Here is a 19,112-nt window from a genome sequence, read left to right as displayed (position 1 = left end):
AACTAGGGACTTAAAGCGTTTGCGCCCGCAGGACGCGCTAACGCATCAGCGTTTCTTCGCTCCAGCCGAGGGCGGCGAGTTCGCTGCCGCGGAACCGGGCATCGTCGGCAACGATGAATTCGTCGAGTTGCGGCGGAGCGACGCTGGTGCCGGAGAGCATTGCATGCACCTGTCCGCGATGATGGGTCTGATGCTGGAAGAGGTGGCCGAGCACGTCCTCCATCCGCTCCTCTTGGATGCGGTCGCCGCGATGGAGGCTGATGGTCGAGGTGAGTCTCTCCGGCGTCAGGGCCTCGCAAAGCCCCGTCAGGCGCTGATCGACCTTCGCCTGCGCTTCCGCCAGCGAGGAAACGTCATCGAATGGTTCGTCGACCTCGAAGGCCTTGAGCCCGAGCGTGCCGCCTTCCAGACCGTCGACATAGAACCAGTCGACCGTGACGATGTGGTTCAAGGTTTCCTTGATCGAGGGAAAGAAGCTTGTCCGTGGCGCTTCGAATTCGCCAGGCTTTAGAGTCGCGCAGGCCTGAAGCAGGCGGCGGTTGGCAAGAGCGTTGTTATAGGCAAGTTTGCGGAATGGCCTGACAGGATCGAAGGTCGGCATCGGCGCATCTCCTCTTTAGGCGCTTTTGGCTATAGCGCCGGCGCCTTTTGAGGCGCGCAATGGGCGCTGTAACACCTTGAATTGCTTGCGTCAGTCCTTGCCGTCGAGATCGCCGTCCCGCCAGACGAGATGACGTGGCGAGACGGGAAGGGTTTCGATTTCATCGGCGATGAAATAGGGCGGGATGTCGAGTGCGGTCAGGGCATCGCGCGTTGCCGGCACCCATTTGAACTCGAGATAGTTGTCGCCGTCCTCGACCCGATGGATGATCCCGCCCGGCCGGAAGGGGAATTCCGGCGGGATGTCCATCAGATAATAGAAGCCGAGTTCGTGCCAGTCGCGCTGTTCGTAGTGGAAGAAATTCTCGACGATCCACAGCAGGCGATGGACGGTGACCTCAACGCCCAGTTCCTCCACCATCTCGCGCTTCAGCGTCTCTTCCGACGTTTCGCCGATCTCCGCCCGACCGCCCGGAAAAGTCCAGAAGGGCTCGTGTACAGCGCGGTGAACGAGCACATGGCCATTGCGAAAACCGAGACCGGCGATGCGATAGTTGAAACGCCGACCGCCTGCATTCAGGCGGATGTGAATGCGTTTGGACATGCCATTCTTATCCAAGATCGATCACGACGATTTCCGGCGGCACGCCGAAGCGGACGGGTGCAATGGAGCAGCCAAGGCCGCCGGAAACGATGATATTACGCTCCCCTTCAACGATATGGCCATAGGCGTAGCGATTGCCGTAGCGCGAGGGCACGATCGGCGAACGGCCGAGGAAACGGATCTGTCCGCCATGAGTGTGGCCCGATAGCGTCAGCGAGACGCGCTCGGGCACGCGCGGAAAGATATCGGGCTCATGAGCGAGCAGGATGACCGGCGCATCGTCCGTAATCTGCGCCATCGTTCCCTCGAGATCGTCAAGGCCGAGCATCTGCGTGCGGCCCCACTTCCGGCCCGGCAGCAGCGCCAGCTGATCTTCGAGGCCTGCCAGCCAGAAGCCGCGGCCATCCTTTTCGAGCCGAACGGTGCGGTTGCCGTAGACCGGGATTCCGACGTCGGCGAGGGCCTGATGTCCGAATGTTTCCATCCCGCCGTTCTTCTGGGCGGTCCTGTCCTCCCACCAATCGTGGTTGCCCATGACCGCATGGATACCGAGAGGAGCCTGCAAGGTTGCGAGCGCCTTCGACCATTGGCTCGAATGCACGTACTGCGTCACCATATTCATTCCGGCGGCATAATCGCCAAGCAGGACGGTGACATCGCCTTCGAGTTCATTTGCCCTGCGGCAGATCGCGGCAATGCGGCTTGCCGACATCCAGGGTTCGCAGGCATGGAGATCGGCGAGCGCGACGATGCGGAGCTTGAGCCCGGGCGCCCATCCCGGCGGCGTCAGCCGGTAGCGGGTGATGGCGAGCCGCGCGAGTGGTTCATAGGCGAAGGCATAACCACCGAGCGACATGACGCCTGCGACACTGCCGCCGAGAACCTTGAAAAATCCGCGGCGGGTGATCACTCAGTTGTCCTCCTGGAACAGCCGGAATTGCGCAGCCTCCATATCCTTGGGTGGTTGCATTCCCAGATGTTTCCACGCGATTGCGGTCAGAACACGGCCGCGTGGCGTGCGCTGAATGAAACCCTGCTGGATCATGTAGGGCTCGATGATGTCCTCGATTGCGTCACGCGGCTCGGAAAGGCCGGCGGCAATGGTTTCGATGCCGACCGGGCCGCCGCCGAAATTGACGGCGATCATGTTGAGGTAACGTTTGTCGAGCTGGTCGAAGCCGACATTGTCGACCAGCAGGCGGGTCAGCGCCTCGTCGGCGATCTCGCGGGTGACGGCTTCTGCCCTTGCCACCTCGGCAAAGTCACGCACGCGCCGCAGCAGCCGGCCGGCGATGCGCGGGGTGCCGCGGGCGCGTCTTGCGATCTCGCGAGCGCCCTCCTCGGTGATCGGCAGGTTCATCAGCCGCGCGCCACGGCGCACGATCAGTTCCAGCTCCTCGACGGTGTAGAAGCTCAGGCGCACCGGAATACCAAAGCGGTCACGCAGCGGCGTCGTCAACAGGCCGAGGCGGGTGGTGGCCGCCACCAGGGTGAATTTCGACAGGTCGATCTTCACCGAGCGAGCGGCAGGACCTTCCCCGATGATGAGATCGAGCTGGAAATCTTCCATGGCCGGATAGAGGATTTCCTCGACGGCGGGATTGAGGCGATGGATTTCGTCGATGAAGAGCACGTCGCGCTCCTCGAGATTGGTGAGCAGGGCAGCGAGATCGCCGGCCTTGGCGATGACGGGACCCGACGTCGAGCGAAAGTTGACGCCGAGCTCTTTGGCCATGATCTGCGCCAGCGTCGTCTTGCCGAGGCCGGGCGGACCGACGAAGAGCACATGGTCCAGCGCTTCGCCGCGGTTTTTCGCCGCCTCGATGAAGACCTTGAGATTGGCGCGCGCTTCCGCCTGGCCGGTGAACTCGTCCAGCGATTGCGGGCGCAAGGTGATATCCAGGTCTTCGCCCCGCTTTTCCGGCGATATCAGGCGGGCGGGTTCGCTCATGCTCTCATTCCGGTTTGAATCCTGTCACACCAATACACCAAAAAACGGCTGCCTCGACATCCCATCATCGGTTTTCCAGCCTTTCACCGCGCCAGTTCCTTCAACCCCAGCCTGATCAGCTTGGCGCTGTCAGCACCTTCGCCTGCCGTCTTCATTGCCGCGGCAATCGCATTTGCCGCCTGGTCGCGGGAATAGCCGAGGTTGGTCAGCGCGGAAACCGCATCGGCGACCGGTGCTGCCGCGACACCTTCGCCGAGTTCCTGCTTGAGGCCGATATTGATCGCCTCACCGGCAAAGGCCGGCGCCCGGTTCTTGAGTTCGGTGACGAGGCGCATCGCCACCTTGGGACCGACGCCCGGGGCACGGGAGACGGCGGTGCGATCCTGCAGGGCGATCGCATTCGCCAGTTCGCCTGGGGGCAGCGTCGAGAGCACGGCGAGCGCTACCTTGGCGCCGACGCCCTGAACGCTCTGGAGCAGGTTGAACCATTCCCGCTCCAGCGCGGTCATGAAACCGAAGAGCTTCAGCTGATCCTCGCGCACATAGGTCTCGATGAACAGCACGCAGGCCTCACCAGTCGAGCCTAGCTTGGATAGGGTGCGGGCCGAACAATGGGCGACGTAGCAGACGCCGTGCACATCGACGAGCACATAGTCTTCGCCGATCTCGTCTATGGTGCCTTTCAGCTTGCCGATCATGGGTCGCGGTCTCTCAAGGATGCGTTTCGGGAGAAATGATGTCTAACTCAGGGAAATAGGAGCGGTAGCGCGCGCCATCGCGCGTCAGAAGGCGATGCGATCGAACGAGGGCGTGCGCCCCGATGAAAAAATCCGGCAGAGTGCGCTCGCGCAGGCCGCCGCTTCTCCGGTACTGCGCATGTGCCATGCCGGCCCGGTAAGCGGCGGGAAACGGCAGGGCCTCGCGGATCAGGTTTAGCCGCGACAGGAGAAATGCAAGGGTTTCCTCGCGCGGGGTCATGCTTGCCAACTCCGCCCAGACGACCGGTGTCATGATGAATTGCGAATCCGGACGCAATATGCTCAACGCCCGCGCGGACCATTCCCTGAAAGGATTATCCGGCCCGAAAATATCGATGAAGATGTTCGTATCAACGAGGACCGAGGTCATCACGTGGTCCCCTCAACCATTCCATGAATTCATCGGTCGTCATGCCGCTGGTGTCGAAGGTTCCGCTCATACTGCCGAGCCAGGATTCAAAATCGTCCTGTGATGGCTCTATCCTGCTGGATAGAACAACGAGGCGGGCACCTTTTTCATCGGCAACGAAATCCACCTCGGATCCGGGGCCGATCTTCAAACGGTCTCGGATGTCCTTGGGAATGGTCACCTGGCCTTTTTCCGTCACGCGCATGGTAATACCTCCGAGGTATTACTTATCATCGAATGGGAACAAGTCAAGAACGGATTAGCCGGCCAGCGCCTGCCGCATTCGGTTACTGCCGCGATTATGCGCATGGCAGATGGCGATCGCCAGGGCGTCGGCGGCGTCGTTACCCTTGAATTCGACCTTCGGCATCAGGATCTTCAACATCATGTGGATCTGCTGCTTTTCGCCGTGGCCGACGCCGATGACAGCCTTCTTCACGGCGTTCGGGGCATATTCGGAGACCGGCAGCCCGGCGCGCGCCGGCACCAGCATGGCGATGCCGCGGGCCTGGCCGAGCTTCAGGGTCGCCACCGCATCCTTGTTGACGAAGGTCTGTTCGACGGCGGCCTCATCCGGCTTATAGCTGTGGACGATCTCCGCCAGGCCGTCATGCAATTGGCAAAGACGGGAGGCAAGGTCCATGTCGCCATCAGAGGTCACGGTTCCGGATGCCACAAACCGCAGGGAATTGCCTGATGTCTCGATGATTCCCCAGCCGGTGCGGCGAAGCCCGGGATCGATGCCGACGATGCGAATCGTATTTTGCATGGTTCAACCTATAGCGATTGCGAAATAACTGCCATTGATATGTGAACAAAACAAAAACGTTCCCGGATTTCGGCCCCGCCATTTACCGCGAATTAAAACAGATGCCCGAATTCTAGTCATCGAATACGAGAGGGCTTCTTTTCGCGAAGATTTAAGCCCCCGATGTTGTGTTTATAGGTCAGTTGATCAGGCATGCGCTGCGTGCCCGCGCTTGGCAGGCGCGTTCAGAAGGGGTTCGTCGTACATGGCTCGGAGATTTCAATCCCTGTCCTTTAAGGTCATCGCCACATTCATTCTGCTGACCGTGCTGTCGATCGCGGTCATCGATGTGCTTGCCTATTTCGCCAGCAGCCGCATTTCCGACGAGCAGGCGCTGAAGGCCAAGGAAAGCGTGCTGATCTTTCGCGGCGACATGCTGCAGGACCAGCTGACGCAGCTTGAAAACCAGGCCAACTCCATCGCGCGCATCGAGGCGCTGCAGATGTCGATCACCAATCTGAAGAGCGGCTGGAAGACCATCGAGAAGACCGCGGGTGATGCCCGTGCCGAGCTGAAGAAGGTTTTCATAGCAGGCAACCCCAACCCCGCCGACCAGCGCGAGAAGCTCATCAAGCCGGAAGGGCCGAGCGGCTTTTATTATTCGAGCCACGAGAAGACGCAGGGCGAAGTCGCCCGCGACCTCGAGGATACCGCCTTCAGCGATCTGCTGATCGTCGATCTCGAGGGCACCGTGCTCTATTCCTATAAGAAGGAAGACGATTTCGCCGAAAATCTGAAGTCGGACGCCTGGAAGGCGACTGGCGCCGGCATCGCTTTCGCCAAGGCGATCGAGAATACAGCCAAGGCGACCGATGACGCCGCGCCGACAGGCTTTTCCGGCCTTCGCGTCGATGCCGGAAGCGGCAAGTCGGCGATCTTCTATGCCGTGCCGATCGTCAAGCTTGGGGCGGCCAAGGGCATCATCCTCTTCAAGGTGCGCGACGAGATCGTCACCGGCATCCTCGCCAAGGGCATCATCCAGGGTAGCACGGCGCGGGCGGCGATTGTCTCCGACGATGGTTCCGCAGTCGGCCTGGACGGAAGCGGCAAGCTTGCGACGCTCGATGCGACGCCTTTCACCTTCATCAAGAGCGCGCTTGCCAGTTCGGCGATGACGGTTGCCGATTTCGGCCGGGCGGATGGTGCGGCTCGTGCCTATGTCCGCGGTATCGACTATCGCGGCGACCGCTTCCTCGTGGTCGAGAGTGTGCTCTTGAGCGAGCTCAATGCCGGCTCGATCGAGATCGCCACCCTGCTGACGATGATCGGTATCGGCGTGCTCGTCGTCATGGCGATCACGACCGGGCTCGTCACCAATTTGCTGTTTTCGCCGCTTGCACGGCTTGCCGGCGTCACCCGCGAGGTCGCCGACGGCAAGCTCGACAGCGAGATCGGCAGCCTGAACCGCAAGGACGAGATCGGCACGATGGCCAACGCGCTCGACCGCTTTCGCCACTCGCTGATCGAAAGCCGCGAGCTCGAAGCCGCCAGCGAAGAGACCCGCATGCAGGCCGAGCAGGACCGCCAGCAGAATTTGGCCGAGCGTGAGGCCGAAGCGAAAACGCTGCAGCAGGTGGTCGAGGCGATTGACGAGGGCCTGCATCATCTGGCGAGCGGCGATCTCGCCTATCAGATCGATACCCGCTTCCCGAACGAGCTTGAAAGCCTGCGCGTCAATTTCAACGAGGCGCTGGCGACGCTCAGCGAAACCATGACGGCCATCGGCGGCAACTCGATGGCGGTGCGCGCCGGCTCCGAGGAGATGCGCACCGGCGCCGACGAACTTGCCGGGCGCACCGAGCGCCAGGCCGGCTCGATCACCGAGACGGCGAATGCGATCAGCGCCATCACACAGTCGGTCCGCCGGCAGATCGAGCGGGCCGAACAGGCCGAGCGCATCGCCCGCGACGCCAAGAAGGAGACGACCGGCTCAGGCCAGATCATGCGCGAGACCATCGCGGCGATGGAGGCAATCCAGGCCTCGTCGCGCCAGATCAACACGATCATCTCCGTCATCGACGACATCGCCTTCCAGACCAACCTCCTGGCGCTCAATGCCGGCGTCGAGGCGGCGCGCGCCGGTGAATCCGGCAAGGGCTTCGCCGTCGTCGCCATGGAAGTGCGCGAGTTGGCCCAGCGTTCGTCGAGTGCGGCCAAGGAGATCTCCAGCCTGCTGCAGAAGTCGACGCATGAGGTCGAAAGCGGCGTTACGCTTGTGGAAAAAGCGGGCGTCGCCCTGACGGGCATCGGCGCCCATGTCGAGGCGATCAACGGGCAGATCAACGAGATCATGAGTGCGACCCGCGAGGAGGCCAATACGCTGCGCGAGATCAATAGCGCCGTTGCCGAACTCGACGCGATTACGCAGCAGAACGCCTCGATGGTCGAAGAGACGACGGCGGCGATCCACCGGCTGGCGACGGAAGCCCTGGAAATGGACCGCCAGCTCGGCAATTTCACGCTGCCGCCCGGCCACCACCAGCCGAGCGCCGAGGTGCATGCGCTGCGCCGTCACCGATAAACGATCGCTTCTGACCTTGCAGAAAGGTCGCGCTCGCGCGGCCTTTTTGTTTGCGCGCATGGTTTGGAATGGCGCGGGCGCGAACCTACATAGACGGCATCGTTCAACTGCCCGGCAGGTTTCCCATGGTTCCCTTCTCCATACTCGACCTTTCCCCCGTTGCCGAAGGCAGCACCGTGCGCCAGTCCCTCGAGTCCTCGGCGCGGATGGCTGTAAAGGCCGAGGAATTCGGTTACAAGCGCTTCTGGCTTGCCGAACATCACGGCATGCCGGGGATCGCCAGCGCTGCCACATCAGTCGTCATCGGCCATGTCGGAGCTGCGACAAAGCGCATCCGCATCGGCTCCGGCGGCATCATGCTGCCCAATCATTCGCCGCTCGTCATCGCCGAGCAGTTCGGCACGCTGGAGGCGCTCTTCCCCGGCCGCATCGATCTCGGCCTCGGGCGCGCGCCGGGAACGGACATGCGCACGGCACAGGCGCTGCGGCGCAATCTCGAGGCCGGTGCAAACAGCTTTCCGAACGACGTGGTGGAACTGCAGCAACTTCTCGATACGCCGGTTGATAACCAGGCGATCCTCGCGGTTCCCGGCAATGGTTCACATATCCCGATCTGGCTGCTCGGCTCCAGCCTCTACAGCGCCCAGCTTGCCGGCATGCTGGGCCTTCCCTATGCCTTCGCTTCGCATTTCGCGCCCGACATGCTGCTCGATGCAATCGCGATCTACCGCGACCGCTTCCAACCCTCGGCGACGCTCGACAAACCCCATGTGATGGTCGGCGTCATGGGCGCGGTGGCGGCGACGGACGAGGAGGCTCGCTACCATTTCACTTCCGCAGAGCAGCAGTTCGTCAATCTGCGCCGCAATGTCCGCGGCCCGTTCCCACGTCCGGTGGCCGATATGGCGGACTTCTGGTCGCCGATGGAAAAGATGAATGTCGAACACACGCTGCGTTATGCCGTGGTCGGCTCGCCGAAGACGGCGGAGGCGAAACTGACGGAGTTTCTACAGGAAACGCAGGCCGACGAGGTGATCATCTCGATGCCGATCCACGACATCGAGGCACGGCTGACATCGGTGGAACTATTCGCGGGGCTAGGAAATTTCATGCGAGCCGCCGCTTAGGATCTACGCAAGGCGCACTCCGACGGCGCCATCTTTCCGGCAAGAAAAAACCCGGCGTTGCAGCCGGGTTTTTATTTGACACCTGCCTGAGGAGATCAGGCCGAGAGCTTCGCCAGCACTTCTTCCGAGACTTCGAAGTTGGAATAGACGTTCTGCACGTCGTCATCGTCTTCCAGGCTGTCGATGAGTTTCAGCAGCGACTGAGCTTTTTCCTCGTCTACCGGCACGTTGTTCTGCGCACGCCAGACGGCCTTGACGGTTTCGGCTTCGCCGAGGCTCGATTCCAGCGCTTTTGCCACTTCGCCGAGGGCTTCGAAGGCGCAGGTAATGTAGTGGCCGTCTTCGTCGGACTCGACGTCGTCGGCGCCGGCTTCGATCGCGGCTTCCATCACCTTGTCGCCATCGCCGACGGAAAGCTTGTAGGTGATTTCGCCGACATGGTCGAAGGAGAAGGAAACGGAGCCGGTTTCGCCAAGAGCGCCGCCGGCCTTGGTGAAGCTCGAGCGGACGTTGGAGGCAGTGCGGTTGCGATTGTCGGTCAGCGCCTCGACGATGATCGCCGTGCCGCCGGGGCCGTAGCCCTCATAGCGGACTTCATCATAGTTTTCGCCGTCCGCACCGGCTGCCTTCTTGATGGCGCGGTCGATATTGTCCTTCGGCATGGACTGGGCCTTGGCGTTCTGGATCGCCAGGCGAAGGCGGGCGTTCATCGTCGGGTCGGGCAGGCCGGCCTTGGCGGCAACGGTGATTTCGCGCGCAAGCTTGGAGAACATTTTCGACCGCACGGCATCCTGACGGCCTTTGCGGTGCATGATGTTTTTAAACTGTGAATGGCCAGCCATGGCACCCCTGTTCACGTCTCATTGTTCGGAATGGGCCGCCTTATAAGAGCGAAACGACACCCGTTCAAGGAAAAAGCACTTCGGAACAAAGGCGAGGGGATGACGTTTCAACCGAACTCCATCCAACGGAAAGGAACGATCATGGCAAGTCTCAGTGAGGCGCAGGAACATCCAGCACGTCAGCTCTGGGATCAGGTCAACGATGTTCATGCCGGCATGCTCGGAATTTCCGGACTGGACATGCACATGCAGCCGATGGCGCCGCATGCCGATCCCACCACCAACACCATCTGGTTCTACACCAAGACCGACGCCGACATCGTACGCGCCATCAAGCCCGGCAGCCGCGCGCATTTCTGCGTTATCGGCAAGGATCACGACTATCACGCCTGCCTTGCCGGTGTGATCGAGGTGCATCCTGACCCCTCCAAGATCGAGGAATATTGGAGCTCGATCGTCGCGGCCTGGTATGACGGCGGCAAGAAGGACCCCAAGCTCACCATGCTGTCCCTCCATGTCGACGATGCCGAGATCTGGGTTTCCACGGGCAACAAGCTGAAATTCGGCTGGGAGATCGCCAAGGCCAATCTCGACGACGACAAGATGCCGGATGTCGGCATCAAGCGCCATCTGCAGTTCGCTTGACGCGCAAAGCTCCTGCATAATTCCTTAAATCGGAATCGATTTAAGGACAAAATTATGCAGCAATTGAAAGTGCTACAGCGTCCTTTGCGCGTCTGAAAAGACGCGCGGCGCTGTAGAAGGAAAACCGCCGGGCCTTTTTACTGCACACCCTTCAACACATAGATCAGCGGCTTTTTCGGCAGCGTGCGCATCGAGACGGTGATGCTGTCATCGGGCGCATGGGCGACGTCGAAATCCTTGCCGAACATCGAGACGAAGGCTTCGACCGGCGGGCCGCGCCGGTGCATCGGCAGGATCAGCGACGAGCGCAGCCGCTTGATGACGCGGCTCATGCTGTCGGCGCCCATGGTCAGGCCGCCATCGACGGGGACCATGACGATGTCGAGCCGGCCGATCTCGGTATAATGGGTATCCGTCAGCTCGTAGTGCAGGTGGCCGAGATGGCCGATGCAGAGGCCGGCGATCTCGAAGATGAAGATGGAATTGCCGTTCTCATGCGCGCCGCCGAGGCCGTAGCTGAAGCGGATATCCGTGGGGACGTTGCGGATATAAGCATCGCCGACGACGAGATTGATATCGGCCTTCTCGCCCGGAATGTCGCTCCACCCATGCAGCACATGCTTGATGCCGGGATCGGGGGTCAGGGTATAGTGGGTCGTGTGAGCCTTGTTCATGGTCACGACATCGGGCGGCGTTGCCGGCCTGTACCAGCCATTATAGTCGGTTGCGATAACGATGCCGCCGGGCGTATCGATCTCGAAGGTCGAATGGCCGAGGAAGGTCAGTTTGACATCCTCGCCCTCGGAGACGGCAGGCACCAGCGGCGAGGCGCCGGAAAAGCTTGCGAAGGTCACCTTGGGGATGGATTGCGCGATCGCCTGGCACTGGCTGACCGGTGGCCGCTGCTCTTGCGCCCCGGCAAGATTCGGCGCGGCGAAGGCCGCAAGGCATGCGATAGCGAGGACAAGATATCGCGGCTTCATGCCACCCCTCCGGCGCTCTATCACCCTTAAATCGGCGCATAATCCTTTCCGAAAATCGATTCCGATTTTCGGGGTTATGCGCGAGTGGCGGGGAGGATGCGGCATGAGGCCGCAGGGGTCCAGACGGCGGGTTCTCACAATTGCGTGTTGAACGGCGCCCGTCGCCTGTTACCGCCAGAACTCCGGCACCGTTTCGGCCAGCCGGGGTCCGAGCCGGAGCGGCGCGATCTTTTCGGCAAGTCCGGTCGTATCCGAGATCTCCACGCCGACACCGCAGATCGTCGCGGGGCCGTTGGCGGCTTCCATGCGGCCCTTCGGCATCTTGGAGATGAAGCGGTTAAGCGGCTCCTCCTTGTCCATGCCGAGGGAGGAGTCGTAGTCGCCGCACATGCCGGCATCCGACATATAGGCGGTGCCGCCGTTCAGGATCTGCGCGTCGGCGGTCGGCACATGCGTGTGGGTGCCGACGACGAAGCTGGCGCGGCCGTCGACGAAATGGCCGAAACATTGCTTCTCGCTGGTCGCCTCCGCATGGAAATCGAAGATGATCGCATCGGCCTGTTCCTTCAGCGGGCAGGCGTCGAGGATGACCTCCGCCGATTTGAAGGGGTCGTCGAGTTCGGGATGCATGAACACCCGGCCCATGACGTTGGCGACGAGCACACGCGCGCCGTTCCTGGCATAGAAAAGGCCGGAGCCGCGGCCGGGCGTGCCTTGCGGGTAGTTGGCGGGGCGCAGGAACTGATCGTGGCGGCCGGCAAAAGCGACGGCTTCCTTCTGGTCCCAAACGTGATTGCCGGTCGTCACCACATCGGCGCCGGCATTGATCGTTTCTAGAAAGATGTCCTCGGTGATGCCGAAGCCGCCGGCGGCGTTCTCGCCGTTGACGATGACGAAATCGAGCTTGAGGTCGGAAACCAGGCCGGGGAGGCGGTCCCACACCGCCGTGCGTCCCGTCTTGCCGACCATGTCACCCAGAAAAAGCAGCCGCATTCCCTATCCAATCCAAGAGGCAAAAAAGCGAAGGCCGCTTTCTGTCAGGATGGCATCCAGGCTTATGTCGTGCGGCTCGTCGGGCACATGTGCCACTTCCTGGCAGTCGAATGCAATGCCGATCAGCTTCGGATGCAGGCCTTTTTGCCTTAGCCGGCTGATGGCGCGGTCGTAGTGGCCGGCGCCGTAGCCGATGCGGTGGCCGCGGGCATCGAAGGCCGAAAGCGGCACCAGCATGATTTCGGGATCAAGAATAGCGGCATCCGCGCTGGGGCCGACCGTGCCGAAACCGGTATCGACGAGGGGCGCACCTTCCGCCAGCTCGCGAAAGACGATCGTCTGCCGATCGAGGATCGCCGGCACGCAGAGCCGCGCGCCGCGCACGGCAAAGCGCGCCATCAGCGGCCTGAGATCGGGTTCCGAACGGATCGGCAGGAAGCCGGAGACGATCGTATCCAGCGCAAAACCGACGGCCTCACCGGCATGGTCGGCCATTGCTAGGCTTTTGGAAGCGCGTTTCTCGGCGGGGATGGCGTCGCGTGCGGACAGCCGTTCGTTGCGCAGCTGCGCTTTCAATTCTTTCGCGGTCATTGGATCTGCCGGTTCTGAGAGATTTACCCGAGCATAGACGGCGGGATGTCCGATGCAAATGCCGGATGCGACAGTATCACCTCCATTTCACGCTTCGGCCGCCGGCAGCAGCGGTCGTCAGACGACGATGCTTGTCGGTATTGTCGCCGTGGCGATGGAGAATCCTGCCATATTGGCCCCGGCCTGCCGGTCCTGCTGTCGCAACTCGCGCATCGCCTTTTCGAGCACTTGCTTGAGTTCGCGCACGACCGCCTTGAACTCTTCCATCGTTTCGCGATCATCGGCTGAAATGCCTGAAAATTTCGGGGCATCCTCGGCGACGCTTGCATAGGCGTTGCGGGCGTTGGCGGCGGCGTCCGGTTCCTGCGAGCCGGTCTCGCCGGCCGCAGTTTCTCCTGAAGTAGCCGTCAGCGCAGCAGCGGCCCCGCTTGTTGCGACGGCCGCAGCGCCCGTGGTTGCATCCACCGGAACAGCCGTTGCCGGGCTGCCGGTCGCGACTGATGATGCGAATTCGGAGGCGGCGGTGCCGACCTTGCGCGCCAGTTCGGCGGCCAGCCGGGCGACCACCTCAGGTGCCATGTTGGAGCTGCGCAGCATCTCCAACTGCTGTTTTGCCTCTTCGAGCTTGCGTTGCGCCTTCGCCTTGGCCTCGTCTCCCGAGTTTGCCAAGGTCTGGCGCATCTGCTGCAGCGCCTGGGTGGCGCGCTGCAGCTTCAGCACACCCTGATCGGTCTCGCTTCCAGCGGCTGTAATGGCTGCCGTCGAAGACGCGCCGCGCAAGATGATGGAGGCAGACGTGGTTGCGACCTGCATGAACAATCCCCGTTTTTAATTCGAGGCCCCGATTGCGATTCGGGCGCATTCTGCAACGTCAGACTTGCGTGGACCTGTGTCTTGGGGATTTAGGCAGCGCAGCGGCCAGCCGCTGCATCGTCTCCTCGAACAGAGGCGCGCCGCCGGGCGCCCAGCCGAGCGCACGGATTTTCGCAGTGTTCATGGGATTGAGTGCGGCGCTATCGGCAGGGGCCGGCAGCGCGTGCCGACAGCCCGTCTCGCGGCGGATGGGTGAAAGGATATCGCGCGTGTCGACTGACATGTCCGAGACGTTGAAGACCTCGCCGGAGATGCGGGTGCTTTCCGTCTCCAGCATCAGTCTCACCGCCCGACCGAGGTCGCGGCCATGGACTTCCGTTCCCACGCGGGCGGCAACCGGCCGGCCGGCGAGGTAATCGGCGATGAGGCCGTCCCATTTGTTCGGCGAGAGATCTCCATAGACGCCGGTCGCCCTCAGGCTTACGCCGGCAAAGCCCGGCGTGGAGAGATGGGCAAGCGCGCGTTCGGCATCGAGCTTGACCTGGCCGTAGAGTGTTTCGGGCTTGGCCAGCATCGTCTCCGCCAGTTCGGTTGCCTCGGGATGTTCGCCATAGGCGGCGCGGCTGGACAGGAAGACGCAGCGGCGCGTGCCGGCGCGTTTGGCGGCTTCGAAAAGCCGGACGGTGCCGTCGAGGTTCAACCTGTGGAAGGTCTTCGGATCGTCGCCCTCGCCGCCGCGATATTTGCCCGGAACATGACTGAAAGCGGCGTGGACGAAGAAATAGGCGTCATCGAAGACATCGATCTGATCCTTGTCGGGACCGAGCGAAAGCGCTGCGAACTCGACCGGGCGGGAGAAGAGGCGGGGCAGCGGCGCGCGGCGCCCGCCGACGATCACCTGATATCCGGCGGCCAGCAGTTCCTCGACGACATACCGGCCGACGAGACCCGTTCCACCCGATACCAGTACCTTCATGCTGCCCCTTCCGGATTGTCCAGCGCCGTGATCTCAGGCACGTCGTCGCCATCGTGGAAACGGTGCCACAAATCGATCAAAGGTTGTAGTCGCGCTGCCTTGGGATGATCCTTTTCCCACGGTTTTTCATACTGGTAGTGCAGGATCGAAATGCTCTTCCAGTCCCAAAGCTCCGGCATGGTGAACCATACATATTGCAGCAAGTTGAAATAAACCGGCAGGCCGTGCCAATCCGGGAAGAACGTCTCGAGAAAGGTCTGATCGGTGCGCCGCCAGAAGGCGTTCGGCCTGTCGAGCCTTTCGAGCATGTGCCGGAACGTGTCATGCGAGGGCGTGGCGACGAAGACGCCGGAATTCATCCGGCGGAAGTCGGCGAGGTTTTCGTAGACATTGGGGGCGGCGGAAAATTCCGGGTAGAGGAAGAGCCTGTCGACGTTCTTCAGCACAAGGGCGTCGGCGTCGATGAAGACGCAGCGCTGGTATTCGACGAGCTGCCAGAGCCTGAGCTTGCAGAAATTGTCGAGCGGCGAATGGAAATCCGGCTTGCGGCCCTTGGTGAAAGGAGCTGTCGAATGGAGCTGACCGCGGGCGTGACGCTCGTTGAAGGCGGCAGAGAGCGGCAGGTGCTCGACCTCGATCAAGCGGCAGCCGAGCGCTTTCAGGGGCAAAAGGGTGGCAGCATCGACGCCGCCGGTGTGGAGAATGACGATATCGGCCCTAGTTCCGGTTCGGTGCAGGGAGCGGGCGAGCGCGGTCGCGCCCATGGCGTAATCGGCATTGGTGACCAGTGTGACATAGGCGAAGACGGAGGAGGGGCTCATCGGATTCGGCTGCCCCGATATATCTTGCTCCGGCGAAGGAGAGATGGCAAAGCGTTGCTACACGTCTCTTCTCCCCAGCGGGGGTCCGAAGGACGGGTCGAGACCCGTGGCTCGACCCCGGTCGGTGCCGGCAGGCGGTTGAGGGGGTGAGCGACGACAGGAGCGAGTGCTCTGAGCGCAAGCGAAGGGCAATGAACGGCGTGCCGTGCGGCCCCCTCATCCGACCCTACGGGCCACCTTCTCCCCGCTGGGGAGAAGAGGGAGCAAGCCACGACCTTCTTAGCCTTCGTCATCTCTCAGCACTCACGACACCGACTTCAGCCGCTTGCCTTCCGGATCGTGATTGATCGTCGCGGCAATGTCCTTGGTCCAGGCGGAGACGGCCGGAACGCGCGAGCGGTCGACGCGATAGGCGAATTTCTTCGCGACGTCGACGATCTCGCCGAGCAGGCCGGCTTCCAGCGTGATCGGTTCGAGGCCGAGATCGCGGAATTTTTCGTTGCGGACGATCAGCTCGTTCTCCGCGGCCTCCTTGCGCGGGTTGGGCAGCCAGGCAATCTTGGCGCCGCTCATCCTGGCGATCATCTCGGCGAGGTCGCGCACCCGGTGGGTTTCCGTCATCTGGTTGAAGATCTCGACGCGGGCGCCGCGGGCCGGAGGGTTTTTCAGCGCCAGCTCGATGCAGCGCACCGAATCCTGGATGTGGATGAAGGCGCGGGTCTGGCCGCCGGTGCCGTGCACCGTCAGCGGATAGCCGATCGCCGCCTGGATGAGGAAGCGGTTCAGCACCGTGCCATAATCGCCGTCATAGTCGAAACGGTTGATCAGTTGCGTGTGGCGGCGCGTCTGCTCGGTATGCGTGCCCCAGACGATGCCCTGGTGCAGATCGGTGATCCTCAGGCCATCATTCCTCGCGTAGAACTGGAAGAGAAGCTGATCCAGGCACTTGGTCATATGATAGATCGAGCCGGGATTGGAAGGATAGAGGATCTCCTGGCTGACAGTCTCGCCGCCTGCGGTTTCGATGCCGACCGGCAGGTAACCTTCGGGAATCGCCGCGCCGACCGTCGAATAGCCATAGACGCCCATGGTGCCGAGATGGATGAGATGGGTATCGAGATTGAGCTCCGTCAACGCGTTCAGCAGGTTGTGCGTGGCGCTGACATTGTTGTTGACCGTGTAGTTCTTGTGGCGGTCGCTCTTCATCGAATAGGGCGCGGCCCGCTGCTCGGCGAAGTGGATGACGGCATCCGGCCGATGTTCGGAAAGCCAGTTCTTCAGGAGTTCGTAATCCTTGGCGAGATCGATCAGATTGAAGTGGATGCGGCGCCCGGTTTCGGCATGCCAGATGCGGGTGCGCTCCTGGATCGAATCCATCGGGGTCAGCGACTGCACGCCAAGTTCCGTGTCGATCCAGCGGCGCGAGAGATTGTCGAGAATATGGATGTCGTGCCCGGCATCGGAGAGATGCAGCGACGTTGGCCAACCAATGAAACCGTCTCCGCCCATAACCGCAATCTTCATCGCATCGTCTCCTGATTGGTCGCTCATTATCGGGAATAGTTAGGAATTGTGACAATCATTCAATGCTTGCCTGTCTGGAAGCGTTGCGCCAAACAGGGCACCTGAGTTTGGAGAAAATTATGACGGAACGCCCTTTTTCCATTTCGGGAGAGCTGACGGAGGCCGGACACCGGCTCGTCCAGCGGGTCTATTATGAAGATACGGACTTCTCCGGCCTGGTCTATCACGCCCGCTACCTGCATTTCCTGGAGCGCGGCCGCACCGATTATCTGCGCTGCCTTGGCGTCGAGCAGCGCGAACTCGTCAGCGCCGACGAGGAGGGGCTGGTTTTCGTCGTCCACCGCATGGAGATCGACTTCAAGAGCCCGGCGCGCATGGACGATGTGCTGACGATCCTGACGCATACGGAAAAAGCCGGCGGCGCCAAGATGGTGCTCAATCAGCAGATCCGCTCGGGCGAGACGCTGCTGATCGCCGCCAAGGTGATCATCGCCGTCATCAACGCCCGGGGGCGGCCGAGGCGGCTGCCGGAAACACTGGCGGTGAAATTCCTGGAAGGCAGCCAGCCGCTGTAGTCAAAATCGCTTGAAATTCAGGTCTTGTCAGAACTTGAGTTTTATGTGAAGGAATTCCCGCGCCGCAGGATGAGCGCTCTTTCGGCAGCCGGACCTTGCTCCGGTCAAGTAATCCATGGAACGAAATCTTCCAAACACAGGCTTACTGTCACAGTCCGGCACTAACGATCTATTAACCATAATAGTGTCTTACTGGGAAAGTCGGAGTTTGTGCGGTGCACGCCTTCCTTTGACCAAATTTGACGGCAAGAAGGCGGAAGATGAGCTTGGAAGTTTGACCAGGGCTTTGGGCGGCGGCCGCCGGACACTTCTTGCGAGATCAGTTTGTGCCGCCCGGTCCAGCACCGGGCGTTTGGATTCGGGGATTTTGGACCAATGGAACAAGTAGGATTGGCAGCAGCAACGACGGACGTCAGCCTCTGGTCGCTTTTCATGCAGGCCGGCATCGTCGTCAAGCTCGTCATGCTCGGGCTCATCGCAGCCTCGGTGTGGACGTGGGCGATCGTCATCGACAAATACCTGGCCTATGGCCGCGCACGGCGCCAGTTCGACAAGTTCGAACAGGTGTTCTGGTCGGGCCAGTCGCTGGAAGAACTCTACCGCTCGCTGTCGGAACGCAACAATACCGGGCTCGCGGCGATCTTCGTGGCCGCCATGCGTGAATGGAAGAAATCCTTCGAACGCGGCGCCCGCTCGCCGATCGGCTTGCAGATGCGTATCGACCGCGCGATGGACGTGACGCTCGCCCGTGAGACCGAATTTCTCGGCGCCCGCCTGGGATCGCTCGCGACCATCGGCTCGGCCGGGCCGTTCATCGGTCTGTTCGGCACGGTCGTCGGCATCATGACCTCGTTCCAGGCGATTGCCGGTTCGAAGTCGACCAACCTTGCGGTTGTCGCGCCCGGTATCGCCGAAGCGCTGCTTGCCACCGCGATCGGCCTCGTCGCCGCTATCCCGGCGGTCATCGCCTACAACAAGTTCTCTGCCGATGCCGGCAAGCTCTCGGGTCGCATGGAAGGTTTCGCGGATGAATTCTCCGCCATACTTTCGCGCCAGATCGACGAGAAACTGCAGCCTCGCGCTGCAGCTCAGTAACCAACGGAGTATTCTGACATGGGTATGGCTGTTGGAGGCAATGGCGGCGGAGGTGGCGGACGCCGTCGTCGCGGCGGTCGAAACAGGGCCGTGATTTCCGAAATCAACGTGACGCCGCTCGTCGACGTCATGCTGGTGCTTTTGATCATCTTCATGGTCGCGGCACCGATGATGACTGTCGGCGTGCCGATCGACCTGCCGGAAACGCAGGCCAAGGCGCTGAATTCCGAGACGCAGCCGATCACCATCTCCGTCAAGAATGACGGCGAGGTGTTCCTGCAGGAAACACCGATCCCGGCCGCAGAGATCGCCGCAAAGCTCGAGGCGATCGCCACTACCGGCTATAACGAACGTATCTTCGTGCGCGGCGACGCGACCGCGCCTTACGGCGTCATCGCCGATGTCATGGCCCGTATTCAGGGTGCAGGCTTCAAGAATATCGGCCTCGTGACGCAGCAGAAGAAGGACCAATAGCG

Annotated in this window: 22 protein-coding genes; 6 read left to right on the top strand and 16 right to left on the bottom strand. The window is 61.7% G+C overall.

The window, feature by feature from the left end; all coding sequences use genetic code 11:
- Positions 1-37: 37 nt before the first annotated feature.
- The 8 genes from RL_RS20595 to ruvC all read right to left on the bottom strand — a co-directional run bounded on the left by RL_RS20595 (position 38) and on the right by ruvC (position 5,091).
- Positions 38-601, bottom strand: a complete 564-nt coding sequence (locus tag RL_RS20595) for a DinB family protein (protein WP_011653420.1) — start codon at positions 599-601, stop codon at positions 38-40.
- A gap of 90 nt (positions 602-691) precedes the next feature.
- Positions 692-1,204: an NUDIX hydrolase gene (locus RL_RS20590; protein WP_011653419.1), complete on the bottom strand. Its 513-nt coding sequence runs from the start codon at positions 1,202-1,204 to the stop codon at positions 692-694.
- Between the two features lie 7 nt (positions 1,205-1,211).
- On the bottom strand, positions 1,212-2,114 hold the full coding sequence (locus RL_RS20585) for a metallophosphoesterase (RefSeq protein ID WP_011653418.1): 903 nt from the start codon (positions 2,112-2,114) through the stop codon (positions 1,212-1,214).
- Entirely contained in the window at positions 2,115-3,155 is a 1,041-nt protein-coding gene (ruvB, locus tag RL_RS20580) for a Holliday junction branch migration DNA helicase RuvB (protein ID WP_003552548.1), read from the bottom strand.
- A gap of 83 nt (positions 3,156-3,238) precedes the next feature.
- Positions 3,239-3,853, bottom strand: coding sequence for a Holliday junction branch migration protein RuvA (gene ruvA, locus RL_RS20575; RefSeq protein WP_011653417.1), 615 nt, complete (start codon positions 3,851-3,853; stop codon positions 3,239-3,241).
- 13 nt (positions 3,854-3,866) lie between these two features.
- Positions 3,867-4,283 (bottom strand): type II toxin-antitoxin system VapC family toxin, encoded by a 417-nt coding sequence (locus RL_RS20570; protein ID WP_011653416.1) that lies wholly within the window; start codon positions 4,281-4,283, stop codon positions 3,867-3,869.
- Positions 4,264-4,527, bottom strand: a complete 264-nt coding sequence (locus RL_RS20565; protein ID WP_011653415.1) for an AbrB/MazE/SpoVT family DNA-binding domain-containing protein — start codon at positions 4,525-4,527, stop codon at positions 4,264-4,266. Before RL_RS20565 ends, RL_RS20570 begins: the two co-directional genes overlap by 20 nt.
- Positions 4,528-4,581: 54 nt before the next feature.
- Complete coding sequence (gene ruvC / locus RL_RS20560; RefSeq protein ID WP_003542749.1) at positions 4,582-5,091, bottom strand: crossover junction endodeoxyribonuclease RuvC; 510 nt, start codon at positions 5,089-5,091, stop codon at positions 4,582-4,584.
- Between the two features lie 244 nt (positions 5,092-5,335).
- On the opposite strand from ruvC, the gene RL_RS20555 reads away from it, so the two are divergent.
- Together RL_RS20555 and RL_RS20550 are read left to right on the top strand one after the other, a co-directional pair.
- Positions 5,336-7,651, top strand: a complete 2,316-nt coding sequence (locus RL_RS20555; RefSeq protein WP_041936455.1) for a methyl-accepting chemotaxis protein — start codon at positions 5,336-5,338, stop codon at positions 7,649-7,651.
- Positions 7,652-7,776: 125 nt separating this feature from the next.
- Positions 7,777-8,778: an LLM class flavin-dependent oxidoreductase gene (locus RL_RS20550; RefSeq protein ID WP_011653413.1), complete on the top strand. Its 1,002-nt coding sequence runs from the start codon at positions 7,777-7,779 to the stop codon at positions 8,776-8,778.
- A gap of 95 nt (positions 8,779-8,873) precedes the next feature.
- On the opposite strand, the gene RL_RS20545 is transcribed toward RL_RS20550, so the two are convergent.
- Positions 8,874-9,620 carry a YebC/PmpR family DNA-binding transcriptional regulator gene (locus RL_RS20545; RefSeq protein WP_011653412.1) on the bottom strand — a complete coding sequence of 249 codons (747 nt, stop codon included), beginning with the start codon at positions 9,618-9,620 and terminating at the stop codon, positions 8,874-8,876.
- A 141-nt stretch (positions 9,621-9,761) separates the two neighbouring features.
- Between RL_RS20545 and RL_RS20540 the strand changes: the two genes are divergently transcribed.
- Positions 9,762-10,265, top strand: a complete 504-nt coding sequence (locus RL_RS20540; protein ID WP_012758860.1) for a pyridoxamine 5'-phosphate oxidase family protein — start codon at positions 9,762-9,764, stop codon at positions 10,263-10,265.
- A 137-nt stretch (positions 10,266-10,402) separates the two neighbouring features.
- On the opposite strand, the gene RL_RS20535 is transcribed toward RL_RS20540, so the two are convergent.
- The 7 genes from RL_RS20535 to RL_RS20505 all read right to left on the bottom strand — a co-directional run bounded on the left by RL_RS20535 (position 10,403) and on the right by RL_RS20505 (position 16,966).
- Positions 10,403-11,248, bottom strand: coding sequence for an MBL fold metallo-hydrolase (locus RL_RS20535; RefSeq protein ID WP_011653410.1), 846 nt, complete (start codon positions 11,246-11,248; stop codon positions 10,403-10,405).
- A 168-nt stretch (positions 11,249-11,416) separates the two neighbouring features.
- Positions 11,417-12,241, bottom strand: a complete 825-nt coding sequence (locus tag RL_RS20530) for a TIGR00282 family metallophosphoesterase (RefSeq protein ID WP_011653409.1) — start codon at positions 12,239-12,241, stop codon at positions 11,417-11,419.
- Between the two features lie 3 nt (positions 12,242-12,244).
- On the bottom strand, positions 12,245-12,832 hold the full coding sequence (locus RL_RS20525; RefSeq protein ID WP_011653408.1) for a 5-formyltetrahydrofolate cyclo-ligase: 588 nt from the start codon (positions 12,830-12,832) through the stop codon (positions 12,245-12,247).
- A 117-nt stretch (positions 12,833-12,949) separates the two neighbouring features.
- Positions 12,950-13,645, bottom strand: coding sequence for a hypothetical protein (locus RL_RS20520; RefSeq protein ID WP_011653407.1), 696 nt, complete (start codon positions 13,643-13,645; stop codon positions 12,950-12,952).
- A 58-nt stretch (positions 13,646-13,703) separates the two neighbouring features.
- Positions 13,704-14,621, bottom strand: coding sequence for an NAD-dependent epimerase/dehydratase family protein (locus RL_RS20515; RefSeq protein WP_011653406.1), 918 nt, complete (start codon positions 14,619-14,621; stop codon positions 13,704-13,706).
- Positions 14,618-15,442: a glycosyltransferase gene (locus tag RL_RS20510; RefSeq protein ID WP_011653405.1), complete on the bottom strand. Its 825-nt coding sequence runs from the start codon at positions 15,440-15,442 to the stop codon at positions 14,618-14,620. Before RL_RS20510 ends, RL_RS20515 begins: the two co-directional genes overlap by 4 nt.
- 303 nt (positions 15,443-15,745) lie before the next feature.
- Positions 15,746-16,966 carry an NAD-dependent epimerase/dehydratase family protein gene (locus RL_RS20505; RefSeq protein WP_011653404.1) on the bottom strand — a complete coding sequence of 407 codons (1,221 nt, stop codon included), beginning with the start codon at positions 16,964-16,966 and terminating at the stop codon, positions 15,746-15,748.
- A gap of 119 nt (positions 16,967-17,085) precedes the next feature.
- Between RL_RS20505 and ybgC the strand changes: the two genes are divergently transcribed.
- The 3 genes from ybgC to tolR all read left to right on the top strand — a co-directional run bounded on the left by ybgC (position 17,086) and on the right by tolR (position 19,110).
- Complete coding sequence (gene ybgC / locus RL_RS20500; protein WP_011653403.1) at positions 17,086-17,541, top strand: tol-pal system-associated acyl-CoA thioesterase; 456 nt, start codon at positions 17,086-17,088, stop codon at positions 17,539-17,541.
- Between the two features lie 375 nt (positions 17,542-17,916).
- The gene (gene tolQ / locus RL_RS20495) at positions 17,917-18,636 is read left to right on the top strand and encodes a protein TolQ (protein ID WP_003542733.1); all 720 of its coding nucleotides are present in this window, start codon (positions 17,917-17,919) and stop codon (positions 18,634-18,636) included.
- An 18-nt stretch (positions 18,637-18,654) separates the two neighbouring features.
- A complete protein-coding gene (tolR, locus tag RL_RS20490) occupies positions 18,655-19,110 on the top strand; it encodes a protein TolR (protein ID WP_003542730.1) in 456 nt (151 codons plus the stop codon).
- Positions 19,111-19,112 lie beyond the last annotated feature (2 nt).

It is taken from the genome of Rhizobium johnstonii 3841 (assembly GCF_000009265.1).
In the GTDB taxonomy this organism is placed as follows: domain Bacteria; phylum Pseudomonadota; class Alphaproteobacteria; order Rhizobiales; family Rhizobiaceae; genus Rhizobium; species Rhizobium acaciae.
The sequence above is the reverse complement of the archived record's forward strand: the minus strand, read 5'-3'. Positions and strand labels throughout refer to the sequence as shown.

Excerpts from the sequence above, each read along its gene's own strand:
- RL_RS20595 (WP_011653420.1), bottom strand. The coding sequence starts at position 601 with ATGCCGACCTTCGATCCTGTCAGGCCATTCCGCAAACTTGCCTATAAC.
- RL_RS20590 (WP_011653419.1), bottom strand. The coding sequence starts at position 1,204 with ATGTCCAAACGCATTCACATCCGCCTGAATGCAGGCGGTCGGCGTTTC.
- ruvB (WP_003552548.1), bottom strand. The coding sequence starts at position 3,155 with ATGAGCGAACCCGCCCGCCTGATATCGCCGGAAAAGCGGGGCGAAGAC.
- ruvA (WP_011653417.1), bottom strand. The coding sequence starts at position 3,853 with ATGATCGGCAAGCTGAAAGGCACCATAGACGAGATCGGCGAAGACTAT.
- RL_RS20570 (WP_011653416.1), bottom strand. The coding sequence starts at position 4,283 with ATGACCTCGGTCCTCGTTGATACGAACATCTTCATCGATATTTTCGGG.
- RL_RS20565 (WP_011653415.1), bottom strand. The coding sequence starts at position 4,527 with ATGCGCGTGACGGAAAAAGGCCAGGTGACCATTCCCAAGGACATCCGA.
- ruvC (WP_003542749.1), bottom strand. The coding sequence starts at position 5,091 with ATGCAAAATACGATTCGCATCGTCGGCATCGATCCCGGGCTTCGCCGC.
- RL_RS20555 (WP_041936455.1), top strand. The coding sequence starts at position 5,336 with ATGGCTCGGAGATTTCAATCCCTGTCCTTTAAGGTCATCGCCACATTC.
- RL_RS20550 (WP_011653413.1), top strand. The coding sequence starts at position 7,777 with ATGGTTCCCTTCTCCATACTCGACCTTTCCCCCGTTGCCGAAGGCAGC.
- RL_RS20545 (WP_011653412.1), bottom strand. The coding sequence starts at position 9,620 with ATGGCTGGCCATTCACAGTTTAAAAACATCATGCACCGCAAAGGCCGT.
- RL_RS20540 (WP_012758860.1), top strand. The coding sequence starts at position 9,762 with ATGGCAAGTCTCAGTGAGGCGCAGGAACATCCAGCACGTCAGCTCTGG.
- RL_RS20535 (WP_011653410.1), bottom strand. The coding sequence starts at position 11,248 with ATGAAGCCGCGATATCTTGTCCTCGCTATCGCATGCCTTGCGGCCTTC.
- RL_RS20530 (WP_011653409.1), bottom strand. The coding sequence starts at position 12,241 with ATGCGGCTGCTTTTTCTGGGTGACATGGTCGGCAAGACGGGACGCACG.
- RL_RS20525 (WP_011653408.1), bottom strand. The coding sequence starts at position 12,832 with ATGACCGCGAAAGAATTGAAAGCGCAGCTGCGCAACGAACGGCTGTCC.
- RL_RS20520 (WP_011653407.1), bottom strand. The coding sequence starts at position 13,645 with ATGCAGGTCGCAACCACGTCTGCCTCCATCATCTTGCGCGGCGCGTCT.
- RL_RS20515 (WP_011653406.1), bottom strand. The coding sequence starts at position 14,621 with ATGAAGGTACTGGTATCGGGTGGAACGGGTCTCGTCGGCCGGTATGTC.
- RL_RS20510 (WP_011653405.1), bottom strand. The coding sequence starts at position 15,442 with ATGAGCCCCTCCTCCGTCTTCGCCTATGTCACACTGGTCACCAATGCC.
- RL_RS20505 (WP_011653404.1), bottom strand. The coding sequence starts at position 16,966 with ATGAAGATTGCGGTTATGGGCGGAGACGGTTTCATTGGTTGGCCAACG.
- ybgC (WP_011653403.1), top strand. The coding sequence starts at position 17,086 with ATGACGGAACGCCCTTTTTCCATTTCGGGAGAGCTGACGGAGGCCGGA.
- tolQ (WP_003542733.1), top strand. The coding sequence starts at position 17,917 with ATGGAACAAGTAGGATTGGCAGCAGCAACGACGGACGTCAGCCTCTGG.
- tolR (WP_003542730.1), top strand. The coding sequence starts at position 18,655 with ATGGGTATGGCTGTTGGAGGCAATGGCGGCGGAGGTGGCGGACGCCGT.